The sequence below is a fragment of the Tannerella serpentiformis genome (assembly GCF_003033925.1).
Lineage (GTDB): Bacteria > Bacteroidota > Bacteroidia > Bacteroidales > Tannerellaceae > Tannerella > Tannerella serpentiformis.
In genome coordinates, this window is record NZ_CP028365.1 from 2,836,319 (window position 1) to 2,855,588 (window position 19,270).

The following is a 19,270-nucleotide window of genomic DNA, read 5'->3' on the forward strand; positions in this document are numbered from 1 at the left end:
GATTAGAATTTGATGGAAATGCTTGAGGTTAATGTTTTGGCGTAATCGTAGAAGGCAGTAGCCGTCACACCGCTGTAGTTCATCATCGGGTTCAACCCCTTGCGGGCGGAGAGCAGGAAGAGGTTTTCGGCAGCTACGCTCAGGCGCAGTTCGTCAACGCCGAGTTTCTTGACCCACATGCGGGGGAAGGTATAGCCCACGTTGATGGACTTCAGCATCAGGGCATCGCTGGAGATGAGGAAGCGGTCAGAGCGTTCAGCGTCATACCGACCAGCGTTACCAGCATCTAAGCGCGGTACATCGGTTTGGTCGCCCGGGTTTTTCCAAGCTCTCTCCATGTCTTTGTGCATGGCGCGTCCACCGTTCAGACTGCGGCCCATGAGGTCTTGATAGCCGGTGTCGTACGTCTTTCCCCCCAGCTGGTAGGAGAAGAGGATCTCCGCGTCGAAGCCCTTCCACTCGGCGCGTGTGCCGAATCCACCGTAGATGTCGGGGATGGCAGTGCCACAGAAATGCTTCCGAGCGAAGCGGGCGTCTTTCGTCCATGTAGCGGCTTCGCCTTCCTTACCTACGCCTACAAAGTTGGGCTTGGAGGGGTCTGCATAGTCGGCATATTTCTCCGTGTCTAAGCGATACATCGCCATGCCGTCTTTCGGGTCTACACCGATCCACTCGTTGAGGTAGAAATCATAGACACTGCGACCTTCTTCATACTTCTTATACTTGAACTCGATGCCGTCCTTGCGGTTTTCGTCTGGCAGGCGGACAATCTTGTTCTTGAGAATTGTACCATTCAAGCTGAGGTTCCACTTAAAGTCTTTGGTGGAAACGAGTGTGCCTTGCAGTTCAAACTCCAAGCCGTAGTTACGCACCTTACCGATGTTGCGGTTGATGGACTTCGCTCCACTCGATTCGGGCAGAGGATAGCCGAAGATCAAGTCCTTGGATTCCTTGTTGAAGAATTCCACCGTACCACGCAGGCGATTGAAGACGCCAAACTCTACGGCGATATCGGTGCTTGTCTGTGTCTCCCACCTTAAGTTCGAGTTGCCCAGCTCTACGAGGCGCACTCCGGGATAATCTCCGTTGTTGTATCCCAGTTGGTACAGCGTCCGATAAGCATAATACGAGTCTTCGTCTGAATCGCTAGCCCAAGAGATGAGGTCGTTACCCGTCTGTCCGATAGAGGCACGGAGTTTCAGCTCATCGAGCCAATCTTTTTTCGCGAAGGCTTCCTGGGCGAGGTTCCAGCCGGCACCGAAGGACCAGAAGTTACCCCAGCGTTTGTCCGGAGCCATGCGTGAAGTTCCGTCGCGACGATAGGAGAGCGAGAGGTTGTAGCGGCTGTCAAGGTCGTAGTTCACGCGACCGAAGTAACCCTCTTTAGAATAGGTGTCCGTGCCTGAGGTTATTCTGACCGGGGTGGAGAGGTTCGGCATTTCATCGATACCCAAGATGCCCATACCTTTTTTACGCATATCGGTGCTTTGCATTTGCAGCCAATAGATCTCATGTCCCAGCATGGCGTCGAAGTTGTGGAGGCCGAAGCTCTTCTTGTAGCTCAGCAGCTGGTTGAAGGTGATGGTAGAGTAGCGATAGTCCGAGATCTGCAAGTAGCCTGCGGGCTGGTCGCCCATGATGTTATTGTAGCGTTTCTTGGAGAGTCCACGAACGAGGTCGTAAGAGAGGTTGGTGCGCAGCTTCAACTCAGGAATGAAAGTAAACTCTGCAAACGAGCGGCTGGTGATAGCGTCGCGATCGAAAGTAGAGTGGTCGAGTTCACCCTCTTGCACGGGGTTGAATCCACCGTTGTAGGGACGCAGGTAATTGTGGTCATAGATCTTGTTGCCTTGTTCGTCAAGCTCGTAGCTGCCGTCGGCTTTATGGCGGTGGATAGGGTAGATCGGCGCAATGTTCCGTTTGAAGTAGAACGGATTGGATGAATAGCTATCGCTTGCCGTCTTCGGAGCCGTGTTGTGCACACGCGAGAAAGAGACGTTGCTACCGATGGAGAACCACTTATTGACGTCGTAAGAGAGGTTGCCGCGACCAGAGAAACGCTGGAAAGAGGTGTGGCGTTTGTAGCCCTCTTCGCCCAGGTAGCTGATCGACATGAAGCTCTTCATCTTGTCCGTATTCAAGCCGCCGCTAAGGGAGTACTCGCTGCGATAGCCGGTGCGGAAGAGCGCCTTCTCCCAGTCCATGTCGTCGCCCCAGAGGAGGCCGTTGATTTCGGGATTCAGCTTGCCGTCGGGGGTTACGATGGCCGGGTAGGTGTCCCAGCCTTGGTGTGGGTTGTTTGTCATGGTGATCTCGCCGGTCTCCGGGTTCTCTTCGTAGACGGATTTCAGACCAGCATAGGGGTTATAGCGGAGGTCGCGATAGACGTAATACGCTGCCAGTTTACCGGCCAAGTCGTCGCTGCGGCCATTGGAGTATTTCTCTTGGTTGAACCACTGCTGCCAGCGCATGGTGTAGTGGTCCATTGCACCGACCTTCTCATAGTCGGCCTGTCCGCGACGGGTGGCACCTTGATTCATGGTGAAGGTAAACTTGGGCTTACCGTCGCGTGCGCCCATGCCGCTCTTGGTGGTGATGAGGATCACGCCGTTACCGGCGCTCGAGCCGTAGAGGGCAGTAGATGCGGCGTCTTTGAGGATGCTGATGCTTTGGATGTCTGCCGGTGCAATGTCGCCCAAGGCGCCGTTGTAGATGGCTCCGTCCACTACGTAGAGCGGGGCAGAGGAGGCATTGATGGAGCCAAAACCACGGATGCGGAGGGTGCTGGATTCACCCGGTTGACCGGTGGAGGTGGTCACTTGTACGCCGGAGGCGGCACCGCTCAAGGCACTCGTAACGTTTGTGATAGGGCGTTTCTCCAGGTCCTTAGATGACACGGACGATTGGGCGCCCACGACAGATTGCCGTTTCTGCGTACCGTAGGCTACGACAACCACTTCGTCGATCATCTCCGTGGCGGGCTTGAGCACAATGCGCAGCGTGGGAGCTACGGCGACTTCCTGAGTCCTCATACCGATGTATGAGACAACTAACAACTTGGCGGAACTGGGCACATCCGTCATGACGAATTTGCCGTCCATGTCGGTGATCGTACCGACGTGCGTTCCCTTCACAAGAACCGAGGCACCGATGACTGGCAATCCGTCTTCTTCCGAGATTACCGTACCCGTGACTCTTTGCGTTTGGGCCGAAGCCCACATGATGCCTACAACGAGGCACATCAACAGCAGGGATAATTTCCTTTTCATACTTCTCGTTTTTCAAATGGGTTAATACTATAGTTGTTACTTGAAGTGCGATGGAGTAGACACTTTGCGCTTGCTGTCAGGACACAAGCCAGTGGAAGGGGACTGAGGACACATAAGACGACCTCTTTCCTCTCCTTTTTTTGTTGTTCTGCGCAGTTGACGACGTCTACACAGATCAATTTGCAAACTTTTATTGTGCGGGGGGGGTATTTTTAACGGCTTCCAAAACTGACAGCGCTTGAGGCATACCGATACGATGCAAACGGGCGGACGGGTGGTCCCCCCGGTTCGTATATCGCTTCAATTCGATCATCACTTGCGGCATGGCGTCGTAATTTCTGTTTGATTCTGGATCTGTTTTATTGCCTTGAAACCGTAGCAAAGATAAAGATTTAACGTTAAAACAAGTCGGTTCAGAAAAATCACGGAAGTGACCGGCTGAAAATATGGGAGATGTTACTCTTTCCTTTCACAAGAAAAGATTTCCGGTTCTCCAACATCCTTCTGTAAGAGTGCCACGAGCGACAGGCGCCATTCCATGAAGAAATTTCGATCGCGGGAGAGGAAAAAAGCGTCTTGCGTGGTCAAAGTTTGATGACGTAACAACAATGTAGAACATAGTTTTACGGGGAAAAAGAAACTCATATCGTGTTATGTAGTTGGAAGGTAGTATGAAGGGGTTGGGGCTTCTACGACATTCTAACTTCTATTTCCTCAAGCTGTTATCCCCGTTGTAGCCATGTAGTAAGATCTATTCGATGAAAGGAAAAAAGCATACCGCCTCACGTTGGAACAGCCGTCCGGGGATTACGCTGATGCCGCTTGTTGCTTTCGGATCAGCTTGTCCATGTCTTCCGAGATCTTTTTGTCCGTCACCTGCGCATAGATCTGCGTGCTGGATATGGACGCGTGCCCCATCATCTTGGCAATGCTCTCTATCGGAATGCCTGCGCTGAGTGACAACGTCCCGAACGTGTGGCGCGCCATATGGAATGACAGGCGTTGTCTGATACCACATGCCAACCCCAAGGTGCTCAGTTTGTTATTCATCGTACTGCGGCTGCAACCACGTGGGAAGACAAGGTCGTCACCTTTCTCTTTCACCGTTTGTTCCTCTTCTTCTCGGAGTCTGTTGAGGATAGTCTCCGCGATCGGATGTAACGGCACGACGGATTCTACTTTCGTCTTCTGCCGTTCCTTGCGGATATACCTCCGGCCATCTGCCGCCGTTTGAATATGCGAAAATTTCAGACGTTCCATATCCGCAATGGCCAAACCTGTGAAGCAGGAGAAGATGAACATCTGCCGAGCCTGCTCTGCTTCCTTGTCGTTTACTTTCAGCGCCATGAGCTTGGCTACATCGCTCTTTTGCAAGAAGCGAATCTTCCTTTCCTCCTTTTCATAGGTGGCATCTTCAAAAGGATTGTAGCGAATGATCCTTTTGCTGACCGCCCGATACATCAATCGGCAGAGCCAACAAAGGTGCCGATTGACCGTCTTCGCTGTAAACCGTTTCTTCTTGAGATAGAAACGGAACTCCTCAAACAAGTCTCCTGTAACAGCGTCGATGAGTATGTCCTTTCGCCCTTTGTTTTCTATCCAATCGCGAAGCATCTTGTCCGAATAGGTGTGATTTCGATAGGTGCCTTCAGACCTTGACCTACCCACGCATGCCTTAACGGATTGCAGTTCGGCCTCGCTCATAGCCAAAAGGGTGGCAGGAGCAGCGGCAACACCCTGCAAGCGATTCTTGAGTAGTTCAGCACTGACTACTCCGTCCTTCGTAAGCATTTCCGTGTAGGTCTTTTCCACGAGTTCCCTGAACGCTGCGAGGCGTTGGTTGATCTTCTTGTCGCCAGTTGTCCCCTGCTCACTGTTCCATTCGGCCGGCAGACATTCCTCGCCGGTTGTCATGGTCGTGCTTCTGCCATCGATGGTGACACGGCAAAAGATGGCTGTATTACCGTCCGCCTTCGTCTTCTGTCTGTTGATGTAGAATAGAATTTTGAATGTACTTCTCATATCGGTTTCGGTTAAATAGTTAGGTGTAAATCTTCGGTGAAAGAGATTAAGCGATCAAACTCCTCAAACAGCTTTTGGGGAGTGACTTTTGCATATCGCTCGGTCATGCGCACGGTGCTATGCCCAAGCATCTTGCTGACGGTCTCAATGGGCACGCCCTGCTCCAAGGTGACGAGTGTTGCGAAGGTGTGTCGGGCCGTGTGCGTGGTGATCGGCAAAGACAGTCCGGCCCTTAGCGAAATCGCCTTCAAGCAAGACAAATAGGTGGCATAGTTCATATAAGGAAGCAGTGTTTCTCTGGCATCGCTGTGTAGCTGCTCCAACAATCGAAGAGCTTCGGGCAACAGCTTTACGCGGCAGAGGACGCCTGTCTTCTGCCTGCTGAACTTCAGCCAAAGATTGCCCTCATCGTCGCGAACAAGATGCTCACGGTTCAGTGCCATTAGATCGCAATAGGCCGCGCCGGTGTAACAGGCAAAAAGAAACATATTGCGGGAGGTTTCCATATCCCCGTCCAAGCTATCAAAACGCAGTGCTTTCAACTTGTCTAACGCATCCTTATCGAGCGCTTTGGGCAGTCGGCTATCCCCCTTGTCTACATGCACATTGTCGAACAATAAGGTGTCTGCCGCGCCTTCTCGATACGCCAGTTTGCAGACCTTCTTGATAAGGACGATCATGTTGTAGCAAGTGCTCTGTTTTAGACCAACCTCTCCGGTTACATACTGCTCGAATCGTTTGATAAAGTCCTCCGTAAGCTGCGAAAAGGCCAAGTCTGAAGCGTTATACTTCGCCCGAATGAACCTCTGCAATTGCGCTCTCGTCTGACGATACGAGGCCAAAGAATTTTCCTTGATGTCTACACCGATGTGCTCTTCCGTTTCCTCGATCAGGCCATCGAACCGTTCCAAAAGCATCGTTCGACTCTGCACGCTGCCTTGGAAATGCTCCTTGATGTCTGTCGCGTCAAACGGCGAACCCTTGGAAAGCAGGGATTGATAGGAGGTCTGAACGGCAAGAAGGAGGTTATCCAATCGTCCATTGACTTCGACCGCCTCGCGGCTCTTCCCGTCTACTCGGCTTTCGCGCGGGTTCCACAAGTCGGGGTTACAAGATAGCTTGCAGCTAAACTGTGCGACGGAACGTCCCAGCGTGATGCGTCCCATGATCGGCGCCTTGCCCGACCTGTCACGACTGCTCTTTTTAAGGTAGAGCAACACCTTCATTTTCTTGTCATCCATACGCTTTGAAAACTGTGGGCAAAATTACCCGGTCCAAAGCGCCCGTTACCTGTGCAGATTCCTGTATATCAATGCAAAAGAACCATGTGCAAGATGTATCCAGTTACCAGCTTTTGCACCATCGTTACCTGTTGCGGAGCGGGGTAATGGTTTGGTAACTGAACTTCTGCTCGGATCCGCACTTTTCAGCCTTTTACGCTCGACGCAATCGGAAGCATATCCACCCCTTTCCACCTAACAATCAGTCCACTTACTTCGACATCGGCTCTTCTGCTTTTAAGGGGAATAGTTGATGACACGCGAGCAACAACAAGCTGGCGCGTGATCAAATTTTGATGACGCATGAGCAACAAGAAGCTGGTGCGTGATCAAAATTTGATGACACGCGAGCAAGAGGAAGCTGGCACATGATCAAAATTTGATGACTCGCGAGTGTTTTTACCTCTCGTGCGATCGAATTTTGATGACACGCCAGCTCTTTTATTTCTCGTGTGATCAAATTTTGATGACGCATGATGAAATTTTGATGACGCACGAGCTTTTTTACCTCTCGCGTGATCGAATTTTGATGACGCACGAGCTTTTTTACCTCTCGCGTGATCGAATTTTGATGACGCACGAGCTCTTTTACCTCTCACGTGATCAAATTTTGATCACACAGGGTTGATAGGAGCGCATAGGTGAGGTGAAAACTGTGGCGCAAGAGGGGCGGGGAGTGGCTGCCCAGCCGTATTCGTTCGTCTGGTTACATTTGCGGCCAATTGATCAAGAAAGATAAATCGCAGTGAAAGAGATTGTATTCATTCGGCAGAACATCGAGAAGTGGAAAGACCTGGAGCGGGTGGTCGATCAGGCCGCGAAGGAGGATCCCGAGCGACTCTCCGACGCCTACATGGCGATCACCACCGACCTTGCCTTTTCGCGCAGCCATTACCCCACGTCACGCATCACGATCTACCTCAACAATCTGGCCTCTGCCCTCCACAACACGCTCTACAAGAACAAACGTGAGGATCGCGGGCGCATCCTCGACTTCTGGCGCACGGAGCTGCCGATGGCCTTCTACGAATCGCGCCGCGAGCTGTTTTATTCGCTCCTCGTCTTCCTTGTGAGCGTCGCCATCGGCGTCTTTTCGGTCGCTCAAGACACCGACTTCTCCCGCCTCGTGCTGGGCGACAAATACGTCGACATGACGCTCCGCAACATCGCGGCTGGCCGGCCGATGGACGTCTATGACATCTCGAACGAATGGATGATGTTCCTCCGTATCGCCACGAACAATCTCTACGTCTGCTTCCGCATCTTCATCCTCGGCCTTTTTACGGGTGTGGCGACGGGCCTTCATCTCTTTTACAACGGCATCATGATCGGCACCTTCCAAGCCTTCCTCTTCCGCCACGGCGTGGGGTGGGAGTCTGTGCTGTCGATCTGGCTCCACGGCGTCGTCGAGATCGCGTCTATCATCATCGCCGGTGCCGCGGGGTTCGCCTTAGGCAACGGCTGGCTTTTTCCGGGCACCTATCCGCGCGGTTACGCCTTTCGTCAGGGGGCCAAGCGCGGACTCAAGCTCGCCGTCGGCGTGGCTCCCTTCATCGTCCTGGCCGCCTTCGTGGAGAGCTTCCTCACGCGCCACACGGAGCTGCCCGACGCGCTCCGTGCCGCCTACATCCTGCTCAGCCTCGTCTTGATGATCTTCTACGTGGTCGTCTATCCGCTCTACGTCCGCCGCCGTGTGGAGGCCGAGGCCGCCAACGACCCCGACCGGCTGGCCTGATCGCCCTATACCTATTTATATACAGTCGTCACACCTCTTGTACACGCATATGGAATCCCCCGCACCTAAAATCAACTTCTATCGCGAACGCACCTTCGGCGAAAAGCTGAACACCACGTTCGACTACCTGCGTCATAGCTGGCGCCCCCTGCTCCGTTACTCGCTTTACTTCATCCTGCCGCTCTGTCTCGTTCAGGCCTTCTTCCTGAATCAGCTCATGAGCAACACCTTCATCGATTTTCCCGTGGCTGGCGAATCGAGCTTCAGCAACGTAATCAGCCGGGTGCTTGCGCATGCGGTGGGGGTTTACTGCTGTTACATCGCTGGCTACATCCTCCTCTCGGCCCTGCTTTACAGTCTGATGCAGACTTACGAGCGACGCGAAGGCGGGCTCCGCGGTGTCACGTTCGATGAGTTGCGTGCCCCCTTGGGTCGCCTCGTCGGGCGATCGGTGCGTGTGCTGCTCTTCGGCCTGCTTCTCTCCCTCCTCGTCGGCGCCTTCATCGGCCTTCCCGCGCTCTTGGGCTCCCTGTGGACACTACTTGCAACCATTCCCGTCACCTTGTTGCTCGTCCTCCTCTTTATCTCGCCGCTGTGGCTCTTCGCTCCGCTCTATCTCTTGGGAGACCGCCCCTTCTTCGCCTCCTTCCGACAGGCTTTTCGTTGGGGCATGCCCGCCTGGTTTGAGATCTTCGGACTGATGCTTGTCTTCGGTCTCATCGGTAGCATCGTCAATATGGTGACCTACCTGCCGTGGTACCTCTTCACCTTCATCGGCCAACTCTTTTCCTACACCGAAGGCAATGGCATGGCGGACACCCTCTGGTTTCAGCTCACGAGCTACATCCTCGGCATCATCCAATCCTACGGTTACTACCTCTCGCAGGTCATAGCCATGACCGGCATAGCCTTCGAGTACTTCCACCTCCACGAGAAGCACGAGGGCGTCAGCGCCGCCACCGACATTGCCTCCTTTTCTAAGCTCTGACCACCAATGATCGACTCTATCGACACCCTCACCTACGATCTCGACAAGATCGCCCGCTACCAAGCCGATCCGCGCTACGACTACAACAGCCAGTTGCAGCCCATCGACACCTCGTGGTGGGAGGCCCTGATCAGTCGACTCGCACGCCTGCTGCAACGTCTCTTTCACGGCCTCGACGCGGAGCGAGCCAGCGGCATTGTGACCTGGTCGCTCGTTGTGCTTTTCGTCCTTGCCCTTATCGTCGTCATCTGGTTTATCTGGAAGAAGAGGCCCAGCCTCTTTCTACGCAATAAAAAGCTGGGCGTGGATTACGAAGAGGTCACGGAAGAAGAGCTCTACGGCACCGACTTCGATCGTGCCCTCTCCGACGCCCTCGCCCGAGGCGATCATCAGGCCGCTGTCCGCCTCATTTACTTGCAAACGCTCCGCCAGATAGCCGACCTCGAGTGGGTCAGCTTTCAGATCTTCAAGACGCCCACCGAATACGTCTACGAGCTGAAGCCCGAGTCGCTTCGCCCCCCCTTCCGCGACCTGACGAACATCTTCCTGCACGTCCGCTATGGCAACTACCGTGCGACACCCGAACTCTGCCATCAGATGCACGACCTACAACAACAAATACTGAAAGGAGCCTGACGAATGAAACGCAGTCGCATTGTCTTTTTCGTGCTCATAGCCGTCTTCTTCGTTGCGGTCTTCTTGGTGCAGTACAACACACCGCGCCCTTTCATTTGGAAGCCCACCTATCTCCACGACGACCGCCAACCGTTCGGCTGCTACGTCTTTGACGACGTACTCGCCAGCTCCTTCGACGACTATCGGGTCGAGCAGAAGTCCCTCTACAAAGTGCGCATGGAATACCCCGACACCGGCATCCTGCCCCGATCCGAACGGCGCACCTACCTCCTTATCCAAGACGTCTACTCCCCGCCAGACTCGGGGCTCCTCGACATTCGCAGCCTGCTCCGACAGGGTCACAACGTTGTGATCTGCGCCTCCGACTTCTCTGAGGAGATGATGGAGACCTTTGGCTTCTCTGTCGAGTATAACGAGCGGGACCTAATCAACGTCTTCGATCAAGCCGTGCGACTCGACCCCGTCCGCGACACCATCTACTACGACAATCGCATTGACGACGACTACCACCTCTATCGCGTCTTCCCGCAGCTCCATCCCGTCTACTTGGAGCTCCAAGAGTGCGAGCTGGATCGCAACATGGCCTTCTTGGCTAGGGATAACCACGACCACCCCCTCGCACTCATCATGTCCCTTTACTCTAATGACGCTGAGGATGATATGGACGCGGAGTCTCGCTGGGATTACGGTTCCCTCCTCATCGTCTCCACACCGCTGCTCTTCACCAACTACGGCATTTTGGACGGTGACAATGCCTCGTACATCTTCCGCCTCCTCTACTTTCCCGATAACTACCCGATCGTGCGGCTTGAGGAGAGCCATAGCGCCGCCAGCCCGAGCTTGCTGAAGGCCATCTTCGACAGTCCCGCGCTCAAGGCAGCCTTTTACAGCCTTCTCCTGCTCGTCCTCCTGCTGATGACGAACGCTGCGCAGCGCAAACAGCGCCCCATTCCCGTCGTCACACCCCCGGCCAACGAGATGCTCCGCTTTACGCGCCTCATCGGCAACCTTTTCTATCAGAAGCGCGACTATCAGGACTTGCTCCGCAAAAAGTATCTCTATTTCCGCACCGAACTCCGTCGGCGCTACGCCACCGATCCCGAAACTGAGCCCGATCCGAAAGCCGCAGCCGAAAGACTGGCTGCACGCACCGGGTTACCCGTCGAAGAAGTGACGGCCGACTTCGTCCGTCTCAAGCATCTCCTTAGCGATGGCACGCGCGTCTCCGAAGCTGACATGCGCCGCGCCATAGATGGCATCAATCACTGGAAACGTAAGCTCAAATAGGTCGCCCCAAAGTGCGCCTACCCCTAACTCACCCCACTAATCCTAACTACTCATCATCCCAATGGAACAAAGAACCGCATCCCTTGACCTGACCGATTTCACAGAGAAAATCAACCGCATACGTGCTGCCATTTCCGACGTCGTAGTCGGACAAGAGCGCGTGGCCGATCTCCTACTTGCCGCCATCCTCGCCCGCGGACACATCCTCATCGAGGGAGTGCCCGGTGTAGCCAAAACGCTCACCGCCCGACTCCTCGCTGCACTGATCGACGCCGACTTCTCCCGTATCCAGTTCACCCCCGACCTTATGCCCTCGGACGTGCTCGGGACGTCGGTCTTCAACATGAAGACCAGCGAATTTGACTTCCACCGCGGTCCCATCTTTGCCGACATCGTTCTGGCCGACGAGATCAACCGTGCCCCGGCCAAAACGCAGGCCGCCCTCTTCGAGGTCATGGAGGAGCGACAGGCCACGATCGACGGAACCACCTATCCCATGAGTCCCATCTACACCATCCTCGCCACCCAGAACCCCGTCGAGCATGAAGGCACCTACAAGCTCCCCGAAGCCCAGCTCGACCGCTTCCTGATGAAGATCACCATGCAGTATCCCACTCTGGACGAGGAAGTCCGCATCCTGGAGCGCCACCACGCCAACCGTCGCCTGACCACCCTGGAGTCCGTTCAGCCCGTCATCACCAAGGACGAGCTGCTCCGACTCATCGACTACGTCGGGCATGTCTATGTCGAGCCCGCCCTGCTGCGTTACATCGCCCTCATCGTCGCCCGTACCCGTACCGCCCGCACCGTCTACCTCGGCGCCTCCCCGCGCGCCTCTGTCGCCATGATGCAGGTAGCCAAATCCTTAGCCTTGCTCCATGGCCGCGACTTTATCACCCCCGAAGACGTCAAGTCCGTAGCCATCCCCGTCCTTCAGCACCGCATCACCCTCACGGCCGAGGCTGAAATGGAGGGGCACAACCCGGTGAAGATCATCGGTCGACTGGTCGAGCAAGTTGAAGTCCCCAAATAAGCCCGCGTTATGTTTTTCACTCGGCGCTTCTTCGTCGTCCTCGCCGCCGTTTTCCTGCTCTACCTCGCGAGCTATGCCTTCCCCGTCTGTTACGAGGCTGCCCGGTGGTTGGGCTACATCCTTCTTACTCTATCATACATAGATACCATGTGGGGGGAGACGTTACAAAGTAAGAAAGGGCGTCTCATGGCCCTTTTTTACCTCATTTTCTGCGGCATTCTGTTTGGCTGTCTATTCGTTCTTTTAAGTCCATCGAAACTCGGCCCAGTGTTTAGTGTGGTAACCTTGATTTTGGTGTGTTTCCTGTGGCCCTCTAGAAAGCGATTCGGAACCATCACGGCGCGCCGCACCTGCGCAGACCGCTTCTCCAACGGCGACGAGAATGAGGTGCGCATCACGGTGGAGAACCGCCATCTCCTCCCCGTTCACATAGACATCATCGACGAGTTACCCGACATCTTCCAGCGCCGCGATGTCCGCTTCCCCGTGGATCTGAAACGTGGCGAAAAACGAGAAATCGTCTACCGACTACGCCCCGTCCGTCGAGGCGTCTACAATTTCGGCCGCATCCGACTCTTTATCACCTCTCCTCTTGGCCTCGTGACAACTCGCATCACCGACGGCCAGCCGCAAGAGGTAAAGGTCTACCCGTCCTACCTCATGCTCAACCAGTACGAGCTGCTCGCCGCCCATCACAACCTCACCGAGCTCGGGATTAAGCGTGTCCGTCGCCTGGGGCACCACACCGAGTTCGAGCACATCAAAGAGTACGTCCGCGGCGACGACTATCGCACCATCAATTGGAAAGCCAGTGCCCGCCGCCACCAAATCATGGTCAACACCTACCAAGACGAGCGCTCCCAGCAGGTTTACAGCGTCATTGACAAGGGTCGCATCATGCAATCGGCCTTCCGCGGCATGACGCTTCTCGATTACGCCATCAACGCCAGCCTCGTCCTCTCCTACGTGGCCCTTCGCCGCGAGGATAAGGTCGGCCTTGCCACCTTTTCCAACCATTTCGAGACCTTCCTGCCCGCCTCCCAACAGGCTGGGCAAATGCAGCAGCTCCTCGAAAGCCTTTACCGACAGGCCACCGACTTCGGCGAGAGTGATTATAGCGCGCTCTCGGTCCATCTCAACAAGCACATCACCAAGCGCAGCCTGCTCATCCTCTATACAAACTTCGACAGCGTCGTCGGCATGGAGCGCCAGCTCGAGGCGCTCAAATTCCTGTCCAACAGGCACGTCGTCCTCGCCGTTTTTTTCGAAAACGCGTCCCTAACGGCCTTCGCCGAGCGTAAGCCGCGTCATCTCTCGGACTATTTTGATCAAACCCTTGCCGATAAATTCATTGCCGAGAAGCAACACGTGGTCAACCTGCTCCAGCGCCACGGCATCTACGCCCTTTTGACCGCTCCCGAGCGTCTATCCGTCGATGTAATCAACCGTTACCTCGAAATGAAGGCCCGGCATGTGATCTAAAAAACGAACGACTACAATCGAACAACCCCAAACGCCCTTCCGGGGATGTCTATCCATGCTATCCCCGGCCATTTTCCCCTTCTCCGGATAAAAACGAACCAAAAACCAGCCCGGTTTTCGTCTGTCCGTGTAGGGGCGTATTGCATACGCCCTACAAACGGCCACGGCAGGGGCCGGATGAATCTAATTCCGATTCGATTTTTGATTCTCCGAATAAAAACGAACCAAAACCCCGATAAATTTTCGTCCGACAGGGTAGGGGCGTATTGCATACGCCTCACAGACGACCACGCCGGTGGTCGAACGGAAAGAAAAATTGCCATTTTTTTGGGTACCCGTGTAGGGGCGCAACAGCATACGCCCCACAGACAGCCACGCCGGTGGTCGAATGGATAGAAAAATCGCCATTTTTCAGGTCGCCCGTGTAGGGGCGTATTGCATACGCCTCACAAGCGACCATGCAAATGGTCGAATGGATAGAAAAATCGCCATTTCTCAGGTCGCTCGTGTAGGGGCGTATTGCATACGCCCCACAAACGGCCACACCGGTGGTCGAATGGATAGAAAAATCGCCATTTTTCAGGTCGCCCGTGTAGGGCGCAACAGCATACGCCCCACAAACGGCCACACCGGTGGTCGAACAGATAGAAAAATCGCCATTTTTTAGGCCGCTCGTGTAGGGGCGTATTGAATACGCCCCATAGACGGTCACGCCAGAGGCCGGATGAATAGAAAAATCGCCATTTTTCAGGTCGCCCGTGTAGGGCGCAACAGCATACGCCCCATAGACGACCACGGCAGTGGTCGAACAGATAGAAAAATCGCCATTTTTTAGGTCAACCGTGTAGGGCGCAACAGCATACGCCCCACAAACGACCACTGCAGTGGTCGAACAGATAGAAAAATCGCCATTTTTCAGGTCGTCCGTGTAGGGCGCAACAGCATACGCCCCACAGACGGCCACGGCAGGGGCCGGATGAATCTAATTCCGATTCGATTTTTGATTCCCCGAATAAAAACGAACCAAAAACCGGTTTATTTTTCCGTTCATTTGTCCATTTGCTTGACCATTTGTGGGGCGTATGCAATACGCCCCTACACGGGTACCCGAAAAAATGGCAATTCTTTTATTCCCCGAACGAAACGTAACCTTATTCTTATCAGGTTTTCCAATCCCCGACCGAAAATGAATCTCAGATCCATTGGGTTTTCTAATCCCGGACCGAAAGAGATGGCTGTACCCGGCGCATAAGGTATGTTCCCGATATGAAAGGATATGATATGCGTTGCAGATGCGAATCTTTTACACTGAAAAAAGTGATTCTGCATTGCATATTTCGATCTATTGATCAGAAAGAAGTGCGTATGCATTGCAGATGGTATCTTCATGGATTAAAAGAAGTCTATCTGCGCCGCATATAGGATCCTAATGGATCGGGAGGATACAATCTGCGTTGCAAAAGATCTTCTTTTATCCTTATAAGATAAGATCTGCAATGCAAATGGCATTCGTTCCATACGATAGAAACGAATTCGCGCCGCATGTGTTGTTCTTTTATAGCGGGAGATTTCAATCTGCAACGCATATAGCGTTCTTTTATGCTGGGAATATGCCTTATGCGTCAAGGTTGAGGATGTTTTTCGGTCGGGGATTGGAAAACCCAGCGGGGATAGGGTTACGTTTTATCCGGGGAATGGAAAACCGGGTGGGGATAAGGCCGCGTTTTATTCAGGGAATGGATTTTTGGGTGGGGATTAGATTCATTCGACCTCTGGCGTGGCCGTCTGTGGGGCGTATTCAATACGCCCCTACCCTGACGGACGAAATTCTATCCATTTTTTCGCCCATTCGACCTCTGGCGTGGCCGTCTGTGGGGCGTATGCAATACGCCCCTACCCTGACGGACGAAAATTCATCAGATTTTGGGTTCGTTTTTATCCGGTGCAGAAGAAAATCGCCATTTTCCCGGGTATCCGTGTAGGGGCGTATTGCATACGCCCCACAGGTGGCCACGGCAGTGGTCGAGTGAACGAAAAAAGGAGCGAGGTTTTTACCGTTCAGGTAGGACGCAAAGGCATACGCCCCACAGACGACCACGGCAATGGTCGAGCGAACGAAAAAAGGGGCGAGGTTTTTACCATTCAGGTAGGGTGCAAAGGCATACGCCCCACAAACGACCACACAGGTGGTCGAGTGAACAAAAAACCGGCCGGGAATAGGGTTCGTATTTTGAGGGGGGGCGGAAAAGGGGGCGGGGCGTGGGTTGTGCGAAAAGTGGGGTAGGCGCGCTTCCATAATTATACGGCGACTGTTACCTTTGCGGGCGCGTCGCAGGATGGGACCAATCATCGCTTCCGCTCACGCATTCATAATCCCTAACTATGTAGCATAAGATGATGAACAAACTGATGCTGATTCAGAAAGACCCTTGGCTGGAACCCTACGCCGAAGCCATCGAAGGGCGACATAATGATGTGATTAAGAAGGAACAAGACTTGACGCAGAATGGACGGCTTAGCCTCTCTGACTTTGCATCGGGATACCTCTATTTCGGCCTTCAGCGGATGGCCGACGGAGGGTGGGTGTTCCGGGAATGGGCTCCGAATGCCACCGCGATATACCTCGTGGGCGACTTTAACGGTTGGGAAAAACGCGAGGATTACCGTCTGCGGCGCTTGGAAGGCGCGGCGGGCAACTGGGAAATCGTGCTGCCTGCGGACGCGCTTCACCACGGCGACCTGTATAAGCTCCGCATGGAGTGGGAGGGAGGCGCTGGCGAACGCATTCCGGCTTGGTGTCGGCGTGTGGTGCAAGACGAGACGACGAAGATCTTTTCGGCCCAGGTTTGGGATCCGGCGGAGAAATACAAGTTCCGCGTCAACGATTTTCAGCCTGACACTTCGCCGCTGCTCATCTACGAGTGCCATATTGGCATGGCCACGGAGGAAGAGAAGACCGGAACCTACGAGGAATTTCGTCTCAACGTGCTGCCGCGCGTGGCCCGCGACGGGTATAACGCCATCCAGATCATGGCCATCCAAGAGCACCCGTATTACGGCTCCTTTGGCTATCATGTGAGCAGTTTCTTCGCGGCCTCGTCTCGCTTTGGCACCCCGGAAGAGCTGAAACGGCTGATCGACGATGCGCATGCGCTCGGCTTAGCCGTGATTATGGACATTGTGCATAGCCACGCGGTCAAGAATGAGGCGGAAGGCTTGGGACGCTTTGACGGATCGTACCACCAATATTTTCACACCGGAGAACGGCGTGAGCACCGCGCCTGGGATTCGCTTTGCTTCGATTACGGGCGTAACGAGGTGCTTCATTTTCTGCTTTCTAACTGCAAATTCTGGCTCGATGAGTATCGTTTCGATGGATTCCGCTTCGATGGCGTTACCTCCATGCTTTACTATAGCCACGGCCTCGGGGAAGCCTTTAGCAACTACGGCGACTATTACAACGGCCATCAGGATGGCGATGCAATCGTCTACCTGACCCTCGCCAACAGGCTGATTCACGAGGTCAACCCGCACGCGGTGACGATCGCCGAGGAGGTGAGCGGTATGCCAGGCTTGGCTGCCCGATTCGAGGACGGGGGCTACGATTTCGACTACCGAATGGCCATGAATATCCCCGATTTTTGGATCAAAACACTCAAGGAGAAGAAGGACGAGGACTGGCATCCGTCGGCCATTTGGTGGGAGACCACGAATCGGCGCGCGGATGAGAAGACGATCAGCTATGCGGAGAGCCACGACCAGGCGCTTGTGGGTGACAAGACGATTATCTTCTGGCTCATCGACGCGGATATGTATTGGCACATGCAGACGAACGACAGAAACCTCACCGTAGAGCGTGGCCTGGCCCTTCATAAGATGATCCGCCTCGTGACGGCGACCACCATGAACGGTGGTTATCTGAACTTTATGGGCAACGAGTTTGGCCATCCGGAGTGGATAGACTTTCCGCGCGAGGGCAACGGTTGGTCATACAAATACGCCCGCAGACAGTGGGGGCTTGTGGATAATCCGGACTTGAAGTATCATTTTCTCGGCGATTTTGACCATGCCATGTTGGCACTGATCCACAGCGTGCCCGCGTTTCAGGCGCTCCCGCTGCAAAAGGTGTGGGACAACGACGGGGATCAGGTGCTGGCTTACATGCGCGGCGATTTTGTGTTCGCGTTTAACTTCAGCCCAACGCATTCCTTCACCGACTACGGTCTGCTTACGCCCGAAGGCAGCTATCGGGTGGTGCTCAACACCGACGATCCGCTCTACGGAGGCAATGGGCTCACGGACGACAGCGTAGAACACTTCACCCAATCCGATCCGCTTTACGCCCCCGACGGGAAAGGCTGGCTCAAGCTCTACCTGCCCGCCCGCACGGCCATGGTTTTGCGTCGCGTGACGCCCAAGAAGCGAAAACCGAAGCGGTAAAGGATGCCCGAGAGGGCAAGCAATAGAAATCTGATTAAAGTTCAACATATCAAGTACTTCTGTAAGCTCATCGCCACTCATTTTTAGCATGTGAGTCGGCGTAACAACGAAATGAATCCCTATGTTTTTCGGCCGATACTGAAAGAAGTCCTTTGGGGCGGCGCGGCCATCTGTCCTTTTAAGTCCCTGCCCCCCGATCCGCGCAAGATTGGCGAGAGCTGGGAAGTGTCTGACGTAGACGGTCGGCCGTCGGTCGTAGCCGATGGGCCGGAGGAGGGCGTCACGCTCGGCGAATTGGTTCGTCGACACGGCGCCGATCTCGTCGGAGGCCGCATTTTGGAACGTTTTGGATCGCGCTTCCCACTTCTGGTCAAGTTTATTGATGCCCGAGACGACCTCTCCGTACAAGTGCACCCGGATGACAATCTGGCACATGCGCGTCATGGTGCCCTCGGCAAGACGGAGATGTGGTACGTCGTCCAAGCTGCCCCCGGCGCCGCGCTTTACAGTGGTTTTTCGCGCCCGATCGACGCCGACGAGTTCCGCCGTCGTGTGGAAGAGCGGACGATCATGGAAGTGCTCAAGCGTTACGAGGTCCGTCCGGGCGACGTCTTCTTCCTGCCCCCGGGTCGCGTGCACGCCATCGGCGCGGGGTGCTTCGTGGCCGAGATTCAGCAAACGAGCGACGTGACGTATCGCATCTACGACTATGATCGGGTGGGCACCGACGGTCGGAAGCGCGAACTGCATGTGGCTGAGGCACTCGAAGCGATCGATTACACCTTTTACGCCGATCATCGCCAGCCCTACACGCCCCGCTACGACGCCGTCGTCAAGCTCATCCACTGCCCCTACTTCACGACCCACCTACTCGACCTCACGACGCTACCCATGACGCGCGACTTCGCTCGCCTCGACTCGTTCGTCATCTACCTCTGCATGGCGGGTGGCGTTCGCCTCACGGACGACCTTGGTCATGTGCGGACGATCCGCCGCGGCCAGACGGTTCTCCTTCCCGCCACGACTCGGCAGGTCACACTCACCCCCGACAGCGATGGCGCCAAGCTGTTGGAGACGTTTATCGCGTAAAAAGAGGAC

General features: G+C 54.6%; 12 protein-coding genes. 8 read left to right on the forward strand and 4 right to left on the reverse strand.

Features of this window, described 5'->3' with window-relative positions:
* Positions 1 to 2 precede the first annotated feature (2 nt).
* From C7123_RS12025 to C7123_RS12035, 3 genes are all read right to left on the reverse strand, one after another.
* Complete coding sequence (locus C7123_RS12025; protein WP_037984031.1) at positions 3 to 3,269, reverse strand: SusC/RagA family TonB-linked outer membrane protein; 3,267 nt, start codon at positions 3,267 to 3,269, stop codon at positions 3 to 5.
* An 807-nt stretch (positions 3,270 to 4,076) separates the two neighbouring features.
* On the reverse strand, positions 4,077 to 5,291 hold the full coding sequence (locus C7123_RS12030; protein ID WP_069175210.1) for a site-specific integrase: 1,215 nt from the start codon (positions 5,289 to 5,291) through the stop codon (positions 4,077 to 4,079).
* 11 nt (positions 5,292 to 5,302) lie between these two features.
* Entirely contained in the window at positions 5,303 to 6,532 is a 1,230-nt protein-coding gene (locus C7123_RS12035; RefSeq protein WP_069175211.1) for a site-specific integrase, read from the reverse strand.
* A gap of 784 nt (positions 6,533 to 7,316) precedes the next feature.
* Between C7123_RS12035 and C7123_RS12045 the strand changes: the two genes are divergently transcribed.
* From C7123_RS12045 to C7123_RS12070, 6 genes are all read left to right on the forward strand, one after another.
* Positions 7,317 to 8,306: a stage II sporulation protein M gene (locus tag C7123_RS12045; RefSeq protein WP_069175213.1), complete on the forward strand. Its 990-nt coding sequence runs from the start codon at positions 7,317 to 7,319 to the stop codon at positions 8,304 to 8,306.
* 49 nt (positions 8,307 to 8,355) lie between these two features.
* Positions 8,356 to 9,294, forward strand: coding sequence for a hypothetical protein (locus C7123_RS12050; protein WP_069175214.1), 939 nt, complete (start codon positions 8,356 to 8,358; stop codon positions 9,292 to 9,294).
* A gap of 6 nt (positions 9,295 to 9,300) precedes the next feature.
* Entirely contained in the window at positions 9,301 to 9,930 is a 630-nt protein-coding gene (locus C7123_RS12055) for a DUF4129 domain-containing protein (protein WP_069175215.1), read from the forward strand.
* A 3-nt stretch (positions 9,931 to 9,933) separates the two neighbouring features.
* Positions 9,934 to 11,217 (forward strand): DUF4350 domain-containing protein, encoded by a 1,284-nt coding sequence (locus C7123_RS12060; RefSeq protein ID WP_069175216.1) that lies wholly within the window; start codon positions 9,934 to 9,936, stop codon positions 11,215 to 11,217.
* Positions 11,218 to 11,278: 61 nt separating this feature from the next.
* The gene (locus C7123_RS12065) at positions 11,279 to 12,250 is read left to right on the forward strand and encodes an AAA family ATPase (RefSeq protein WP_069175217.1); all 972 of its coding nucleotides are present in this window, start codon (positions 11,279 to 11,281) and stop codon (positions 12,248 to 12,250) included.
* Between the two features lie 147 nt (positions 12,251 to 12,397).
* On the forward strand, positions 12,398 to 13,732 hold the full coding sequence (locus C7123_RS12070; RefSeq protein ID WP_069176359.1) for a DUF58 domain-containing protein: 1,335 nt from the start codon (positions 12,398 to 12,400) through the stop codon (positions 13,730 to 13,732).
* 277 nt (positions 13,733 to 14,009) lie between these two features.
* On the opposite strand, the gene C7123_RS12075 is transcribed toward C7123_RS12070, so the two are convergent.
* Positions 14,010 to 14,696, reverse strand: a complete 687-nt coding sequence (locus C7123_RS12075; RefSeq protein WP_107490670.1) for a hypothetical protein — start codon at positions 14,694 to 14,696, stop codon at positions 14,010 to 14,012.
* A gap of 1,433 nt (positions 14,697 to 16,129) precedes the next feature.
* On the opposite strand from C7123_RS12075, the gene C7123_RS12085 reads away from it, so the two are divergent.
* Entirely contained in the window at positions 16,130 to 18,172 is a 2,043-nt protein-coding gene (locus C7123_RS12085; RefSeq protein ID WP_069176360.1) for an alpha amylase C-terminal domain-containing protein, read from the forward strand.
* A gap of 111 nt (positions 18,173 to 18,283) precedes the next feature.
* On the forward strand, positions 18,284 to 19,261 hold the full coding sequence (locus tag C7123_RS12090) for a type I phosphomannose isomerase catalytic subunit (protein WP_069175220.1): 978 nt from the start codon (positions 18,284 to 18,286) through the stop codon (positions 19,259 to 19,261).
* The last annotated feature ends 9 nt before the right edge of the window (positions 19,262 to 19,270 follow it).

Coding starts and splice junctions, on each gene's coding strand:
- C7123_RS12060 (WP_069175216.1), top strand. CDS start 9,934: ATGAAACGCAGTCGCATTGTCTTTTTCGTGCTCATAGCCGTCTTCTTC.
- C7123_RS12035 (WP_069175211.1), bottom strand. CDS start 6,532: ATGGATGACAAGAAAATGAAGGTGTTGCTCTACCTTAAAAAGAGCAGT.
- C7123_RS12090 (WP_069175220.1), top strand. CDS start 18,284: ATGAATCCCTATGTTTTTCGGCCGATACTGAAAGAAGTCCTTTGGGGC.
- C7123_RS12025 (WP_037984031.1), bottom strand. CDS start 3,269: ATGAAAAGGAAATTATCCCTGCTGTTGATGTGCCTCGTTGTAGGCATC.
- C7123_RS12065 (WP_069175217.1), top strand. CDS start 11,279: ATGGAACAAAGAACCGCATCCCTTGACCTGACCGATTTCACAGAGAAA.
- C7123_RS12055 (WP_069175215.1), top strand. CDS start 9,301: ATGATCGACTCTATCGACACCCTCACCTACGATCTCGACAAGATCGCC.
- C7123_RS12050 (WP_069175214.1), top strand. CDS start 8,356: ATGGAATCCCCCGCACCTAAAATCAACTTCTATCGCGAACGCACCTTC.
- C7123_RS12085 (WP_069176360.1), top strand. CDS start 16,130: ATGAACAAACTGATGCTGATTCAGAAAGACCCTTGGCTGGAACCCTAC.
- C7123_RS12030 (WP_069175210.1), bottom strand. CDS start 5,291: ATGAGAAGTACATTCAAAATTCTATTCTACATCAACAGACAGAAGACG.
- C7123_RS12070 (WP_069176359.1), top strand. CDS start 12,398: ATGTGGGGGGAGACGTTACAAAGTAAGAAAGGGCGTCTCATGGCCCTT.